14 protein-coding genes and 1 pseudogene are annotated in these 14,989 nt (G+C 64.6%); 8 read left to right on the top strand and 7 right to left on the bottom strand.

Annotated features, from left to right (window positions below):
- The first annotated feature begins 25 nt into the window (after nucleotides 1-25).
- The 6 genes and pseudogenes from HDG33_RS28550 (at nucleotide 26) to HDG33_RS28575 (ending at nucleotide 4,071) form a co-directional block, all read left to right on the top strand.
- Nucleotides 26-325: a cytochrome d ubiquinol oxidase subunit II gene (locus HDG33_RS28550; RefSeq protein WP_311548389.1), complete on the top strand. Its 300-nt coding sequence runs from the start codon at nucleotides 26-28 to the stop codon at nucleotides 323-325.
- Nucleotides 326-363: 38 nt separating this feature from the next.
- A complete protein-coding gene (locus tag HDG33_RS28555) occupies nucleotides 364-1,107 on the top strand; it encodes a (Fe-S)-binding protein (protein WP_090809405.1) in 744 nt (247 codons plus the stop codon).
- Nucleotides 1,104-2,477: a lactate utilization protein B gene (locus tag HDG33_RS28560; RefSeq protein ID WP_184037098.1), complete on the top strand. Its 1,374-nt coding sequence runs from the start codon at nucleotides 1,104-1,106 to the stop codon at nucleotides 2,475-2,477. Before HDG33_RS28555 ends, HDG33_RS28560 begins: the two co-directional genes overlap by 4 nt.
- Nucleotides 2,474-3,073 carry an LUD domain-containing protein gene (locus tag HDG33_RS28565; protein ID WP_184037102.1) on the top strand — a complete coding sequence of 200 codons (600 nt, stop codon included), beginning with the start codon at nucleotides 2,474-2,476 and terminating at the stop codon, nucleotides 3,071-3,073. Before HDG33_RS28560 ends, HDG33_RS28565 begins: the two co-directional genes overlap by 4 nt.
- Before the next feature lie 318 nt (nucleotides 3,074-3,391).
- A pseudogene (locus HDG33_RS28570) lies at nucleotides 3,392-3,556 on the top strand (SAM-dependent methyltransferase); the annotation flags it as partial.
- A 125-nt stretch (nucleotides 3,557-3,681) separates the two neighbouring features.
- Nucleotides 3,682-4,071, top strand: a complete 390-nt coding sequence (locus HDG33_RS28575; RefSeq protein WP_184037105.1) for a DUF6232 family protein — start codon at nucleotides 3,682-3,684, stop codon at nucleotides 4,069-4,071.
- Between the two features lie 113 nt (nucleotides 4,072-4,184).
- On the opposite strand, the gene HDG33_RS28580 is transcribed toward HDG33_RS28575, so the two are convergent.
- On the bottom strand, nucleotides 4,185-6,638 hold the full coding sequence (locus HDG33_RS28580) for a glycogen/starch/alpha-glucan phosphorylase (RefSeq protein WP_184037108.1): 2,454 nt from the start codon (nucleotides 6,636-6,638) through the stop codon (nucleotides 4,185-4,187).
- Nucleotides 6,639-7,415: 777 nt separating this feature from the next.
- On the opposite strand from HDG33_RS28580, the gene HDG33_RS28585 reads away from it, so the two are divergent.
- Nucleotides 7,416-8,786 carry an MFS transporter gene (locus HDG33_RS28585; RefSeq protein ID WP_184037324.1) on the top strand — a complete coding sequence of 457 codons (1,371 nt, stop codon included), beginning with the start codon at nucleotides 7,416-7,418 and terminating at the stop codon, nucleotides 8,784-8,786.
- A 141-nt stretch (nucleotides 8,787-8,927) separates the two neighbouring features.
- On the opposite strand, the gene ltaE is transcribed toward HDG33_RS28585, so the two are convergent.
- From ltaE to HDG33_RS28600, 3 genes are all read right to left on the bottom strand, one after another.
- Nucleotides 8,928-9,935 (bottom strand): low-specificity L-threonine aldolase, encoded by a 1,008-nt coding sequence (ltaE, locus tag HDG33_RS28590; RefSeq protein ID WP_184037111.1) that lies wholly within the window; start codon nucleotides 9,933-9,935, stop codon nucleotides 8,928-8,930.
- Between the two features lie 186 nt (nucleotides 9,936-10,121).
- Entirely contained in the window at nucleotides 10,122-10,925 is an 804-nt protein-coding gene (locus HDG33_RS28595) for a peptidoglycan DD-metalloendopeptidase family protein (protein ID WP_184037114.1), read from the bottom strand.
- 149 nt (nucleotides 10,926-11,074) lie between these two features.
- Nucleotides 11,075-11,386 (bottom strand): cupin domain-containing protein, encoded by a 312-nt coding sequence (locus tag HDG33_RS28600; RefSeq protein WP_184037116.1) that lies wholly within the window; start codon nucleotides 11,384-11,386, stop codon nucleotides 11,075-11,077.
- Nucleotides 11,387-11,616: 230 nt separating this feature from the next.
- Between HDG33_RS28600 and HDG33_RS28605 the strand changes: the two genes are divergently transcribed.
- Complete coding sequence (locus HDG33_RS28605; protein WP_184037119.1) at nucleotides 11,617-11,937, top strand: hypothetical protein; 321 nt, start codon at nucleotides 11,617-11,619, stop codon at nucleotides 11,935-11,937.
- 154 nt (nucleotides 11,938-12,091) lie between these two features.
- On the opposite strand, the gene HDG33_RS28610 is transcribed toward HDG33_RS28605, so the two are convergent.
- The 3 genes from HDG33_RS28610 to HDG33_RS28620 all read right to left on the bottom strand — a co-directional run bounded on the left by HDG33_RS28610 (nucleotide 12,092) and on the right by HDG33_RS28620 (nucleotide 14,977).
- Nucleotides 12,092-12,427: a DUF4148 domain-containing protein gene (locus HDG33_RS28610; RefSeq protein ID WP_184037122.1), complete on the bottom strand. Its 336-nt coding sequence runs from the start codon at nucleotides 12,425-12,427 to the stop codon at nucleotides 12,092-12,094.
- A 275-nt stretch (nucleotides 12,428-12,702) separates the two neighbouring features.
- Nucleotides 12,703-14,112 carry an NADP-dependent phosphogluconate dehydrogenase gene (gene gndA, locus HDG33_RS28615; protein WP_184037125.1) on the bottom strand — a complete coding sequence of 470 codons (1,410 nt, stop codon included), beginning with the start codon at nucleotides 14,110-14,112 and terminating at the stop codon, nucleotides 12,703-12,705.
- A gap of 256 nt (nucleotides 14,113-14,368) precedes the next feature.
- Complete coding sequence (locus tag HDG33_RS28620; RefSeq protein ID WP_184037128.1) at nucleotides 14,369-14,977, bottom strand: DUF938 domain-containing protein; 609 nt, start codon at nucleotides 14,975-14,977, stop codon at nucleotides 14,369-14,371.
- Nucleotides 14,978-14,989: the final 12 nt, after the last annotated feature.

Below are 14,989 nucleotides of genomic sequence, written 5' to 3' on the forward strand. Positions count from 1 at the left end.
AATAAACGACTTGGTGGGAACTAAAGTGGACGAGATATTGAGTCGTAGCCCGGCGGGTTGGGCTGCGCGGCACGGCTCACCGAAGCTTCCTTATCCTTACACAGCAGCAAGCTTCGTACTGCTGCTTCTCGCTTTGGTGGGGTCCTACCTGCCCTACATCATTCCTTTTCAAGTCACGTTGTCTGATGCCGCTGCGCCGCCGGCGTCGCAGGCATTCATGTTCTGGGGCGCAGGGCTCTTCGTGCTACCGCTCATCGTGCTGTACACGTGTGTCGCGTATTCGGTGTTCCGGGGCGAGGTCTCGAAAGACCAGGCCTATCACTGACGTGCCCGCTCCCCACTCAACTTGCTCAAGGACTGGCCATGAAAGTCGCACTCTTCATTCCCTGTTTCATTGACGCGTTCTTTCCTGATGTGGGCATTGCGACACTGCAATTGCTGGAACGCCTCGGCTGCGACGTCGACTATCCACTGGATCAGACGTGCTGCGGGCAGCCGATGGGCAACAGCGGCTGCGAGAAGGAAGCCGTCGCCACAGAAAACCTCTTCGTGCGCAACTTCACCGGCTACGACTACATCGTCGCGCCCAGCGGCAGTTGCGTGCACCACGTGCGTGACCATTTGAGCGCGGCAGACCAGACGCCCGATACGCTGGCAGTGCGGTCCAACACCTACGAACTGGTGGAGTTCCTGCACGACGTGCTGCAGGTACGAGAGTTCCCGTGGGCCGAATTTCCGCACAAGGTCGGCCTGCACAACAGTTGCGGCACGCTGCGTTCGCTGCGCACCGCGAAGATGTCAGAGATCGATGAGCCGTTTTTCTCGAAGCCATTGACCCTGCTCAGGGGTGTCAGGGGCATCGAGTTCATCCAGCCTGACCGTCCCGACGAGTGCTGCGGGTTCGGCGGCACGTTCTGCGTGTCCGAGGAGCCGGTGTCGGCGCGCATGGGCGCCGACAAGGTCCGCGATCACAAGCGCAATGGCGCCGAGTACATCGTGTCGGCCGATTCGTCGTGCCTCATGCACCAGAAAGGTTGCTCGGACCGTCTCGAGCTGGGCCTGAAGTTCATCCATATCGCGCAGATTCTCAATGGAGCACAAGCATGACACGTGTTGACCATGTCGGCTTTTCGGAGAAGTTCATCGCTGACGAAAAGCACATCCAGTTCCACGACAAACGCCTGTGGGAGCTGCGCACCGGACGCGACGCAGAGGTGCATGGCATCGCCGAGTGGGAGGAGTTGCGCTCGCTCGCCTCGGGGATCAAGGAGCATACGCTCACGCACCTCGCGGACTATCTGGAGCAGTTCGAGCGTAATGCGACGGCCAACGGCGTGACTGTGCACTGGGCCAAAGATGCCGAAGAGCACAACCGCATCGTCTACGAGATCCTGAGTCAGCGTCACGCGAGGCTGCTCGTCAAGAGCAAGTCGATGCTGACCGAAGAGTGCGAGATGCGCCCGTACCTTGAGGAGCGCGGCATCACTGTCGTGGAAACGGATCTGGGTGAACAAATCCAGCAGTTCGATGACGAGCTTCCCTCGCATATCGTGGTCCCCGCCGTGCACAAGCTCGCCACGGACGTAGCGAAGATCTTCCCGGAGAAGATTGGCACCGACCCGAACGAGAGCAACATCCCTAAGCTTGCCGAAGCGCAGAGAAAAGCCACGCGTCCGCTTATCCTCAACGCCGACGCGGGCATGACCGGCTGCAACTTCGCGGTTGCGGAAACGGGCGGCATTACCGTCTGTACCAACGAGGGCACCGCGGACCTGAGCGCGAACGTGCCGCCGCTGCATATTGCGTCGATCGGCATCGAGAAGCTGATTCCGAAGCTCGAACATCTCGGCGTCTTTATCCGCATGCTCTCGCGCAACGCCATCGGCTCGCCGATCACCCAGTACACGTCGCACTTTCGCGGTCCACGCAAGGATAGCGAAATGCATTTCGTGCTGGTCGACAACGGCCGTTCAGAACGGCTCGGCATGGACGACTTCTGGTATTCGCTCAAGTGCATCCGCTGCGGAGCGTGCATGAACACATGCCCTGTCTACCGGCGCAGCAGCGGCCTGAGCTATGGCGGTGTCTATTCGGGTCCGATCGGCGCGATCATCAATCCGACTTTCAACCTGAAGAAGTACAGCTCGTTGCCCTTTGCCTCGACGATGAACGGCAGCTGCACGAGCGTGTGCCCCGTCAGGATCAACATACACGAGCAGATCTACAAGTGGCGGCAGATCGTCGCCGAGCAGCACGAGCTTCCGTTCGTCAAGCAGGAGGCCATGAAGGTGACCGGCCAGGTGCTGTCGCACCCGGCGCTGTACCGGGCGGCCGTCAAGACAGCCGGGACGGCCGTTTCCGTGTTGCCGCGCGCCGTGCTCTACAACCCGCTTAATGCGTGGGGCAGGCACCGTGAGGTGCCTGATGCGCCCAAGGAAACATTTCGCGATTGGTATCTCAAGAGGAGCAGCAAATGAGCAGCCGCAATATGATTTTGTCCCGTTTGCGCGAGGTCTCACCCGTGCCGCGCCGCTTGCCGGAGGTGCCGATGTTCGATAGCGCATTGCCACCGGAGGTGAAGAGCTTCCGCAAATCGCTCGACCGGCTTGGCGGCGTCTGGTGCCTACTGCCGGAGGACACCAGCCTCGAGCAATTTGTCCGCTCGCGTTTCCGCGATGCCACGGTGTTCTGTTCAGCGACGCCCGAGTTCACGGGCACGCGTGACATCGCGTTGGTTGACGATCCCCGTGCGCTCAATGACGTGGATGTCGGGATCGTGCGCCCGGCGTTTGCTGTCGCCGAGACAGGGTCCATCTGGCTGAGCGAAGCGCAATACAACGTCAATGCACTCGGCTACCTGTCGCAGCATCTGATCGCGTTGCTGGATCCCGCGGATATCGTGGGCAATCTGCATCAGGCGTATCACCGCAAGGAGTTCTTCGAGGCCAACTACGCGGTGCTGATGAGCGGCCCGTCGGCGACCGCGGACATCGAGGGCGTACTGGTTCGCGGTGCGCAGGGTATCCGGTCGCTGACGGTCATACCGGTCGCGAGGCCGGGTACCGCGCGCTAGGGCAGGAGACCTCCATGAACGGTTTAGCCGCCAGCCGCAACGCGATGATACGGTTCCTGAGCCACGGACGGCATCGCCTGCCCTGTCAGAGGCCTTCAAGGCCGGCCTCATCTGTGCCGCGCCCGCTGGGGATTGCTCAGCCACCGGGGCCAGCAGGGCTCCTGCATTTATTGGCCCACACAAGGCGGTGGCCCCGGTACAGGTTGCCGCTCGCGAACGCGCGCGGCACATAATTAGGATGCGCCTCGTATCAACCGCAGCAGGCCTTCACTTGACACGTATGTGTCGTGCCTTATTTACAAATTGGAGCCAACGAACATGTTCTGGGAGAAGAAGCTGGCGCAGTGGGTGGAAGATATAAAAACCAAGGCGAATTTGCCAGCACGGCTTGTGCTTTGGGATGGTCAGCAACATGACTTCGGGCAGTTTGCCGCGCCCCAGGTCACGTTGCACGTGAAGAGCGCGACGGCGTTACCGTATCTGGCATTGCGATGAACCACGGCATCACGTCGAGCGATTCGGATAGCGGCGAAACCGCGCGTCCGTAACTTTAGGAATTTGAAGGAAGTCTGCTACGCTGCGCGCATCACCACCCTCGCATTGAAACGATGGAAAGCCCTTTCAACGATCGCGGCGTGTCGGTCACGCGCAACGCCCTCTCATCCGCAGGTCAGGTCTTCCCGCTGCGCGATATCGTCGACGTGCAGGTCGTGACCGTGCAGAAGAACAAGGTCGTGCCGCTCGTGATCTCGGTGGCCGGGCTGCTCGGCGCAATCGTCGGGGGCGTGCTGCACTCGGCGGCGGGACTCGTATGCGGGGTGATGCTGATCGTGGTCGGTTGGCTTACCTGGGTGACCCAGGACATCACGCATCGGCTGATGGTCAAGACGGCCGACGGCGAGCGCGAAGCGCTGATGAGTACGGATCGCGAGTTCGTCGAACGCGTCGGCGAGGCAGTGCATCGGGCGAAGGCCGCAGCTGCCGCGCCGAAGGCTTGACGCGGGGCGACGATCGAACATGACGAAGCCGTGCGCGACGGATCAGCACCGGCCTCGCACGGCTTTCGATCTGCTTGCCCGCAAGAAACGACTACGTTGCCGTCATTTCGCGCTCAGTCGAGACTGAGCGGACTCACGCGCCAGATATTGCGCGCATACTCGCCGATCGTTCGATCCGACGAGAACTGCCCCATCCCCGCGACGTTCTCGATCGCGCTTTCGGCCCACGCGTGCTTGTCGACGAAACGCGCATCCACTTCGTTCTGCGCCTTCGCGAACGCGTCGAAATCGGCGAGCACCATATAGTGATCGCCCCAGTCGACCAGCGTGTGAAAGATATCCGAGAAGCGCAGCGGATCGTCCGGCGAAAAGAAGCCCGTGCGAATCTGATCGAGCGCGGTGCGTAGTGCTTCGTTTTCCTCGTAAATATGCCGTGGCCGATAGCCGCTTGCGCGCAAGTCGTCCACCTCGTCGGCGGAGTGACCGAAGATAAAGATGTTCTCGCGCCCCACCGCGTCGCAGATCTCGATGTTCGCGCCGTCCATCGTGCCGATCGTCAATGCGCCATTGAGCGCGAGCTTCATGTTGCCGGTGCCCGACGCCTCGGTGCCGGCCATCGAGATCTGCTCCGACAGATCGGCCGCCGGAATGATCAGCTCGGCCACGCTGACGCCGTAGTTCGGCACGAACACGACCTTCAGCCTGTCGCCGATCAGCGGATCATGATTGACCTTCTCGCTGACGTCGCCGATCAGCTTGATGATCGTCTTGGCCATCCGGTACGCGGACGCGGCTTTGCCCGCGAACAGCACGACGCGCGGCACCCAGTCGCGCTCCGGATTCGCGCGAATCTCGTTGTAGCGTACGATCACGTGCAGCAAGTTCAGCAACTGGCGCTTATATTCGTGAATGCGCTTGACCTGCAGATCGAACAGCGCGTCCGGATCGAAGTGCAGCTTCGTGTGATGTGCGAGCCGGTGCACGAGCCGCAGCTTGCTCTGTCGTTTGGCCTCGCGGAACGCTTCGACGAACTCGTCGTCCTTGCGCAGATTACGCAGCTGCTCGAGTTCGAACAGATTGCTGCGCCAGTGTGTGCCGATGCGCGCGTCGATCAGCGACGACAGCGACGGACTCGCCTGCGCGAGCCAGCGGCGCGGCGTGACGCCGTTGGTCACGTTGGTGAAGCGGTCCGGATAGATGCGCGCGAAGTCGGCGAAGATGTCGCGCGTCATCAGCTGCGAATGCAGCTTCGACACGCCGTTCACCTTGTGACTCGCGACGATCGCCAGATACGCCATGCGCACGCGCCGCTGCCCATATTCATCGACGAGCGAAATGCGGCGGATCATCTCGGCGTCGTGGCCCGAGTGCTCGCTGACGTGCTTCAGAAACTGCGCGTTGATTTCGAAGATGATCTCGAGATGCCGCGGCAGCAGGCGTGACAACATTTCGACATCCCATGTTTCGAGCGCCTCGGGCATCAGCGTGTGATTCGTGTACGAGAAGATCTGCGTCAAGTGTTTCCACGCCTTGTCCCACGGCACATGATGCTCGTCGACGAGCAGGCGCATCAGCTCGGGAATCGCGAGCACCGGGTGCGTGTCGTTCAGATGCACCGCGACCTTCTCCGAGAAGCGTCCGAACGTGCTGTGCGTGCGCTGATAGCGGCGGATCAGATCCTGCATCGTCGCCGACACGAAGAAGTACTCCTGGCGCAGCCGCAACTCGCGGCCCGCCGGCGTCGAATCGTCCGGATAGAGCAGCCGCGACACGTTCTCCGACATGTTCTTGGTGTCGACCGCGTTGCGGTAGTCGCCACGATTGAACGCGCCGAGGTCGAGTTCCTCGGTCGCGCGTGCGGACCATAGACGCAGCGTGTTGGTCGCGTCGGTCGCGTAGCCGGGGATCACGGTGTCGTACGCGGTCGCGTTCACATGCTCGGTGTCGATCCATTCGGTCTTGTCGCCACGCTGCACGGTGCGGCCGCCGAAGTGCACCATGTACTTGATTTCGGGTCGCGGAAATTCCCATGGGTTGCCGGCGCGCAGCCAATAGTCGGGCGCCTCGACCTGCTCGCCATTGACGATTTCCTGACGGAACATGCCGTACTGGTAACGGATGCCGTAGCCGAAGCCCGGAATGCCGAGCGTCGCCATCGAGTCGAGAAAGCACGCCGCGAGCCGGCCGAGACCGCCGTTGCCGAGCGCTGCGTCGGGTTCGAGATCGATCAGCGCGTCCATGTCGACGCCGAGGCTCGAGAGCGCCTCCTTCATCTGATCGTGAATGCCGAGCGCGAGTAGCGCGTTGGTAAAGGTCCTGCCGATCAGAAACTCCATCGACAGGTAGTAGACCCGCTTCACGTCCTGCTCGTATTGCAGGCGGGTGGTCTTCATCCAGCGTGCGACGAGCCGGTCGCGCACGGCCAGCGCGGCCGCGTGCAGCCAGTCGTGCGGGTGAGCGGTGACGGCGTCCTTGCCGACGCCGTACATCATGCGATTCGAAATTGAGCGCCGTAGCGCGTCGACGGTACTGTTGAGCTGGTCGAATTCCAGATCGACGGCTGTCATCGAAGCCTCCGGGAAGGTCGACATGGCAAACGCGAACCGCACGGGAGACGGACGGGAGGCGCGTGCCTGTCGGAGCGGTTTAAAAAAACAGAGTAGGACATTTTAGGGATCGCGCGTACTGGCGCGCGAGCGGACTGTGACGCATACGGCGTGCCCGGCTTACTCGCCCGCTGCCGCGCGACCGAGCCGCGGCGGGTGCCCGGACGCGGTGCAAACCGCGTGGCAGCGGCACTCGGGGTGGGCATCGGCGCGCGTGAGTCGGGTGACGAAAGCGGGTTGGGGAAGGCAAACGCCCGAAGCATCTGCGAGCCGCACATCGATTATTTTTCCGATGCGTGACGAGCGGATGAAGCCCCGAATAGCCTGATTTTGTGATCGAATCGGGCGGCCCGTTCTGCCGGGCGGTTCTGTCGTATGCGTGTTGGATTTGACACGCGGCGTGTACCGATTCGGAGATGGCGAACGGAATTGGCGGTTAGTTGCGTTTCATTGAGATCAAAGCGCCTCATCTTCAAGCCGCCTCCCGGTCCCTGCCCGCCTCCCTGCACGATCGTGTCGTCTCTGCAACAGTCGCGACGTTGCGCCGCACAAGCCGCCACGCTGATCCGTCGTGGACCGACAGCGCGCGCCTCACCCTCGACGAAACCGCCGCCCGAGCGCGTCGCCTCTCCGGAAGCGACCGACACCGGCATGCCCAACCCCGCGAGCCACGCCTTGTCCGATAAGCTCAGCCCCGCCGTCGGCGTCCCCACGCCGACTCTCCCCGCCGACGGCCCGATGTCGGCCGCCAACCGCCGCGCGATGGCCGCGATCATGCTCGCCGTCGCGCTCGCCACGCTCGATACCGCGATCGCCAACACCGCGCTGCCCGCGATCGCCGGCGACCTGCACGCGGCACCGGCCGCCTCGGTCTGGATCATCAACGCATATCAGCTCGCGATGGTCGCGACGCTGCTGCCGCTCGCCGCGCTCGGCGATATCGTCGGGCATCGGCGCATCTATATCGGCGGCATCGCGCTGTTCACGCTGAGTTCGCTCGGCTGCGCGATGGCGCCGACGCTGCCGCTGCTCGCCGCCGCGCGCATCGTGCAGGGCTTGGGCGCCAGCGCGATCATGAGCGTCAACACCGCGCTGATCCGCTATCTGTACCCGCCGCATCGGCTCGGTCGCGGGCTTGGCACCAATGCGCTGATCGTCGGCGTGTCGTTCGCGGTCGGGCCGACGGTGGCCTCGTTGATTCTGTCGGTCGCGACCTGGCCGTGGCTGTTCGCGGTCAACGTGCCGCTCGGTGTACTCGCGCTGAGTTTCGCGATGCCGGCGCTGCCGCATACCGCGCAGAGCCGGCACCCGCTCGATCCGGTGGCGGCGCTGCTCAACGTGGTCACGTTCGCCGCGCTGATCTTCGCGCTCGGCGAGGCGGCGCAACGCGCGTCGCTGCAGATCGTGCTCAGCGCCGCGGCGCTCGCCGGCGTGTTCGGGCTGCTGCTGATCCGCCGCGAGGCGGGCCACCCCGCGCCGATGCTGCCTGTCGATCTGTTCAAGCGGCCGGTGTTCGCGCTGTCGGCGGTGACGGCCGTGTGCTCGTTCGCCGCGCAGGGCCTCGCGTTCGTGTCGCTGCCGTTCTATTTCGAGGACGTGCTGCTGCGCAGCCAGGTCGAAACCGGCTTCCTGATGACGCCGTGGCCGGTCGTGGTCGCGCTCGCCGCGCCGCTCGCGGGCGGCCTGTCGGACCGCTACCCGCCGGGGCTGCTCGGCGCGATCGGACTCGCAGTGCTGTCGGCGGGGATGGCCTCGCTGGCGATGCTGCCCGCCCATCCTCACGTGCTCGACATCGGCATCCGTATGGCGATCTGCGGCGCGGGTTTCGGCTTTTTCCAGTCGCCGAACCTGAAGGCGCTGATGGCGAGCGCGCCGCCGGAGCGCAGCGGCGGCGCGAGCGGCATCGTGGCGACCGCGCGGCTGCTCGGACAGGCAACCGGCGCGGCGCTGGTCGCGCTGTGCTTCGGCATTGCCGGCCGCCAGCATGGGCCGACGCTCGCGCTCGGCCTCGGCGCGTTCTTCGCCGCCGCGGCGAGCCTGGCGAGCGGCTTGCGGCTGCTCGCGCCGTCGCATCGCGCGGGCGTGCAGGCGAAGGCGGCGGTCAAGTGAGATATGCGCCGGACGGCGCGTGAGGCGGGGATGAAGCCTGAATGAAGCGCGCCTCGAACGAGCGCGCACGAGTTGGAGCCAGTGCGGGAAGACGAGGCGGCAACCACGCGAGCCGCCTCGCTTGCGACCCATGCGGCGCGATCAACGTGCCGCGAAATACCCCTTCACCGCGGCAATGAACGTGTCGATATCGTCGCGCGACACATCCATGTGCGTGACGAAGCGCGACGCATACAGCATCTGCGTGAGGATGCCGCGCTCCTTGAGCCACGCCTCGAGCGGCGCGCAATGCTGCTGCGGAAACTGCGCGAACACCATGTTCGTCGCGACCGACTGCACCTTCACCTGCTCGATCGTCTCCAGCCCCGCCGCCAGATGCGCGGCATTTGCGTGGTCGTCGGCGAGCCGCTCGACGTTGTGATCGAGCGCGTACAGGCACGCCGCCGCGAGCACGCCAGCCTGGCGCATGCCGCCGCCGAGCACCTTGCGCCAGCGATGCGCGACGTCGATCAGCGCGCGGCTGCCGACCAGCACCGAGCCGACCGGCGCGCCCAGTCCCTTCGAAAAACAGATCGACACCGAATCGAACGGCTCGGCAAGCGCCGCGACCGGCTTGCCCGCCGCGACCGCCGCGTTGAACACGCGCGCGCCGTCGAGGTGGATCGCGAGGCCGCGCTCGCGCGCGAGCCTCGTCGCATCGGCGACGTACTGCGCCGGCAGCACCTTGCCGCCGATCGTGTTTTCCAACGCGAGCAACCGCGTGCGCGCGAAGTGATCGTCGATCGGCTTGATCGCGGCGGCGATCTTGTCGAGCGGGATCGAGCCGTCGGCGGCGTTTTCGAGCGGTTGGGGCTGGATGCTGCCGAGCACGGCCGCGCCGCCGCCCTCGTATTTGTAGGTGTGCGCGAGCTGGCCGACGATGTATTCGTCGCCGCGCGCGCAGTGCGCCATCAACGCGGCGAGGTTGCTTTGCGTGCCGCTCGGGAAGAACAGCCCCGCTTCCTTGCCGGTGCGCTCGGCCAGCGTGGCCTGCAGACGCAGGACGGTGGGGTCGTCGCCCCAGACGTCGTCGCCGACTTCGGCCGCCGACATCGCCGCGAGCATCGGCGGAGTCGGACGGGTAACGGTATCGCTGCGCAAATCGATCATTGTGTGTCCCTGTGCGTCCATGAATGACAGCCTACGGCAACCGGCCGCCCGTGCATTCCGGAAGGAACGCGCGCGCCGGCAAACGAGCCATACAGTGTATTCAATTCAGACGACGCTGAAAATCGGCGCATCCCCGAGAAGCGCGCCGATCCGGCTGCGATAAGCCGACAGACGCGACGGGGACGCTCAGCCGCCAGGCTTCGGCAACCACTGGAGCGGATCGACCGGCTGGCCGTTCTCGCGCACTTCGAATTGGATCGACGCGACGCCGCGGCTATCGACACCGACCTCGCCGATCGTCTGCCCTTGCGCCACGGCGTCGCCTTCCTTGACGAGTAGCTGGCTGTTCTGGCCGTACGCGGTGATCAGCGAATCGTTGTGCTTGATGATGATCAGCGGGCCGTAGGCTTCGATGCCGGTGCCCGCGTAAACCACGCGGCCGGTCGCCGCGGCCTTGACCGGATCACCGGGTTGGCCGCCGATCACGATGCCGTTGGATTTGCCCGGCGCGAACGCGCGCAGGATCGGTCCGCGCAATGGCCATTGCAGCACGCCCTGCTGTGGCACGGCGGCAGGGGCCGGCGCACCGGGTACGGCGCCCGGCGGCACGTTCGCCGTCGCGCCCGGCGCGGCTGGCGCCCCCGGCGCCACCGCGACCGGCGGCGTGACCACGCTGCCCGAGGCCATCGGCGGTGAAACGCGCAGCACCTGGCCGGGCGCGACCGCCGCGTTGACCGGCAAGCCGTTCCAGGCCGCGATTTCCTGCGGCCTTCGCCCATAGGCCGAAGCGATGCCGGACAGCGTATCGCCCGGATTGACGCGATAGTAGCCGGCGGGCACCGGGACGGTCGCGAGGCTGGTCGTGCTCGACGGCGCGTTGCTGTAGAACGGCGTGCTTTCCCACGGCATCGTCGTGCAGCCGGCGATCGCCACGCCGAGCGCCGCCGCCATCAGCAGGCGGATCGCCGTCGGTTGCCATTGTTGTGTCATCTGATTTTCCTCGACGTGTGTCTCAATCCAATTCAATCGACGCCGTAGCAATTGCCGTGCCGTCACGCTTGCACACGGTCGCGGTTGTCCGCTGCCGCCTGGATATGGTGCGCGACCGCCACACGCGCGCCGTCAAACTGCCGTGTTCTTCAGACGCTGCCCTGCTTTTCGACGACGAGCACGCGTGCCGCGCCCAGCGGATGCGCGACATGCTCGGTGCCGACCGACGCATGGAACACGTCGCCGGTCTCGAGCACTGTCGTGCGTTCGACGCCGTCTTCGCGATAGCGCATTTCGACGCGGCCGTCGAGCACGGCGAATACCTCCTCGCCGTCGTTCACGTGCCACTTGTACGGCTGGTCGGTCCAATGCAGACGCGTGGTGACGCCGTTCATGTTCGCGATGTCGAGCGCGCCCCAGGCACGCGACGCGGTGAAGCTTCTGCTGCGGATGATCTTCATGGTCGATGAGCAATTGGCAAGCGCGCAAGCCCGGCGGGCGGCGCCGTGCGCCCACGGCGACGGCGCTCGCGCGGCTGGCCCTATTATAGGTCGCGTGGCCCGCGCGACTGGGCGAGCAAGCCGCCACGGCCGTTCCGTCCGATCATTGCAGGCGATCGACCATCGCCTATACTCAGTCAAGCCGCGCGGAGCAGCTCACGACAACGTTGGGATTCTGGGAGGAATCGAGGATGAACAAAGCCACCTTTCTGGCCGTGCAACTCAACGTCGACGATGTGGCGGCGTCTGCCGGCCTCGTCGAACTGCTGAACACGCATCTGATCTTCGCCGCCGACGTCGCCGAGGCCGCCGATGCGCTCGTGCAACTGGCGAGCATCGCGGGACTGTCGAGCGGGGTCGAGGCGAGCGTCGAGCTGCCGGCGGTGGCGCTCGAACGGCTGCGCGAGGCGCTCGACAACCTGAGCGACTACGACGAATCGTGGCTGCTCGCGCTGGAGCCGAGCCGCGCGCTGTTCGATGACATCGGCCGGCGGCAGCGAACGCTGCATTGACGGGAACCGTCGCAGCACGGCGCCGTAAACGACAAAACGCCATCCGATCGAACTGGATGGCGTTTTTTCTTGCCCGCCGCGTTCGCGCTATTCCACGAAGCGGCGTCTACAGCGCACTACAACTACCCACTACATCTGCGGACTGCTACTGCGATCAGTTGCCGAAGTACACCGAGTCACGGTTGGCCTTCGCCGGGATGACAGCGTGGCCAGCTTGCGACGTGCCGGCAGCCGGAGCGCCGTAGCCGCTGGTGTCTGCGGGGTTGGCCGCGATGGCCGTGCCGCGTTGCGCATCGACGCGTGCTTGCGCTGCCTGGATGTCGGCCGGGTAGTTCACGTCGCTGGCGCTCGGGTTGTAGCCGGCCTTTTCGAGTTGAATCAGTTCAGCGCGAACCTGAGCACGGGTCGCCGGCTGACTCGCTTGAGCGAACGACGCGACCGGAACAACGAGGGCGGCGGCGATAGCAACAGCGGAAATCAGGGTCTTCATGATTAACCTCCAAAGGACTTGTTGTGTGGTGCGCTTCGGGTTTCTGCTTATCCCTCAGCGATTGAAAACAAGTTTAGAGGTGTCTCGATCTAGGGTAAACCCTTAAACCAGTGAAACTCTATTGCTGCCGTCGCAATAATCATTTGGCATTCTTTAAGTCCGCGTTTAACCCGCGAGACATTTGGTAATAATGCGGCGTTTCCTTGCCGATCCAAACGGAGCAACAGCCCGGCGCGCCCTATCACCATGGCGCGCCGGGCCGTTTTTTCAACCGCTCAGCTCCACTGCGCGTGAAAGCTGCCCGGCTTGTCGATGCGTTCGAACGTATGCGCGCCGAAGAAGTCGCGCTGCGCTTGCACGAGGTTCGCGGGCAGACGCTCCGAGCGGTAGGCGTCGAAATACGCGATCGCCGACGCGAATGCCGGCACCGGCACACCCGCGTTGACCGCGGCCACCACGACTTCGCGCAGCGCCGCCTGGTAGTTCTTCGCGATGTCGCGGAAGTACGGGTCGAGCAGCAGGTTCGCGAGCGCCTTGTCCTTCGAATAGGCGTCGGTGATTTTCTGCAGGAAGCGCGCGCGGATGATGCAGCCCGCGCGGAAAATCTTCGCGATCGTCCCGTAGTCGAGATCCCAGTTGTACTCTTCCGACGCGGCGCGCAACTGCGCGAAGCCCTGTGCGTACGAGATCACCTTGCTGAAGTACAACGCGCGGCGCACCGATTCGATGAACGCGTCCTTCGCGCCTTCGAGCGGCCTCGCCTGCGGACCTTCCAGCACCTTGCTCGCGGCCACGCGCTGCGTCTTCAGCGACGACAGCACGCGCGCGAACACCGCCTCGGTGATCAGCGGCAACGGCGCGCCGAGGTCGAGCGCGTTCTGGCTGGTCCACTTGCCGGTGCCCTTCTGCGCGGCACGGTCGAGAATCACGTCGACGAGGTCCTTGCCGGTTTCGTCGTCCTTCTTGCCGAAGATCTTCGACGTGATTTCGATCAGATAGCTGTCGAGCTCGCCCTGGTTCCACTCGGTGTAGACCTTGCCGAGTTCCTCGTTCGACAATCCGACGACCTGCTTCAACACCGCGTAGCTTTCGGCGATCAGCTGCATGTCGCCGTACTCGATGCCGTTGTGCACCATCTTCACGAAGTGGCCCGCGCCATCCGGTCCCATGTACGCGACGCAGGGCTCGCCGTCCGGCGCCTTCGCGGCGATCTCGGTGAGGATCGGCGCGACGAGGTCGTACGCGTCGCGCGGGCCGCCCGGCATGATCGACGGGCCTTTCAGCGCGCCTTCCTCGCCGCCCGAGACGCCGGTGCCGATGAAATGCAGACCCGCCTTCGCGAGTTCCTGGTTGCGGCGGATCGTGTCGGTGAAAGGCGTGTTGCCGCCGTCGATCAGGATGTCGCCTTTTTCGAGCAGCGGCTTGAGCGAGGCAATGGTCGCGTCGGTCGGCTCGCCGGCCTTGACCATCATCAGAATGCGGCGCGGCTTTTCGAGCGAGTCGACGAACTCTTCCAGCGTGAAAGCCGGCACCAGTTTGCGGTCCGGAAATTCGGCGATGAGTTCGTCGGTTTTCGCGCGGCTACGGTTGTAGACCGACACCGCGTGGCCGCGGCTCTCGATGTTGAGCGCCAGATTGCGGCCCATGACCGCCAGCCCCACCACGCCGATTGCCTGTTTGCCCATTTGAATTCTCCAGAGTCCAAAAAAATGTCGTGGCGCCGCGCCATGAGAACGGCGGCGCGGCGTCGAGGGTGAAAGGATAAAAGAAATGCGCGCTTGCCGCTTGGGAGGGGGCAAGCACGCCAGTTGCTCGTGCTCATGTTTGCGCGTGACGACAGGTATTGTGCGCGCGTCGGCGTTTGCGCGGCGGGTTCGGTTTGGGATCGGACCGAGGTTTGGCGCAAGGCGTGGACGAATGCCCGGCCCGTCGGTGCACCCGCTACCCTGCCCGCTTCGTGAACACCAGGCTGAAGTTGTTCGCGGGCATCGCGACCACCCGTTCGCAGGTGAGCCCCGCCGTGTCGCCGAGCGCGACGACCGCTTCCATATCGCGCACGCCCCATTCGGGATCGCGGCTCTTCAACCATTGATCGAACGCTGCGTTGCTCGGCGCCGTGTGCGCGCCGCCGCGCCGGTAAGGACCGTATAGATAGAGCACGCCGCCGTCGACGAGGCGCCGCCCCGCGCCGTCGAAAAGTGCCTGCGCCGCGCTCCACGGCGAGATGTGGATCATGTTGATGCAGACGACGGCGTCGAGCGCATCGACGCCCCAGTCCGGCTGATGCACGTCGAGCGCGAGCGGCGCGCGCACGTTCGCGAGCCCCGCGTGCGCGGTCCACGCCGCAATCGACTCGCGCGCCTCCTCATCGGCATCGCTCGGCTGCCAGTCGAGACCGGGCAGCGCGCCGGCGAAGCAGATCGCGTGCTCACCGGTGCCGCTCGCGATTTCGAGCACGCGGCCGCTCGCCGGCAGCGCCTCGCGCAGCACGGCGAGGATCGGTTCGCGATTGCGTTCGGCGGATGGCGAATGTTGCCGGGAGTCGGTCATGGTCGGCTCTGG

Origin of the sequence: Paraburkholderia sp. Cpub6 (assembly GCF_014201065.1) — a bacterium.
Taxonomy (GTDB): domain Bacteria; phylum Pseudomonadota; class Gammaproteobacteria; order Burkholderiales; family Burkholderiaceae; genus Paraburkholderia; species Paraburkholderia tuberum.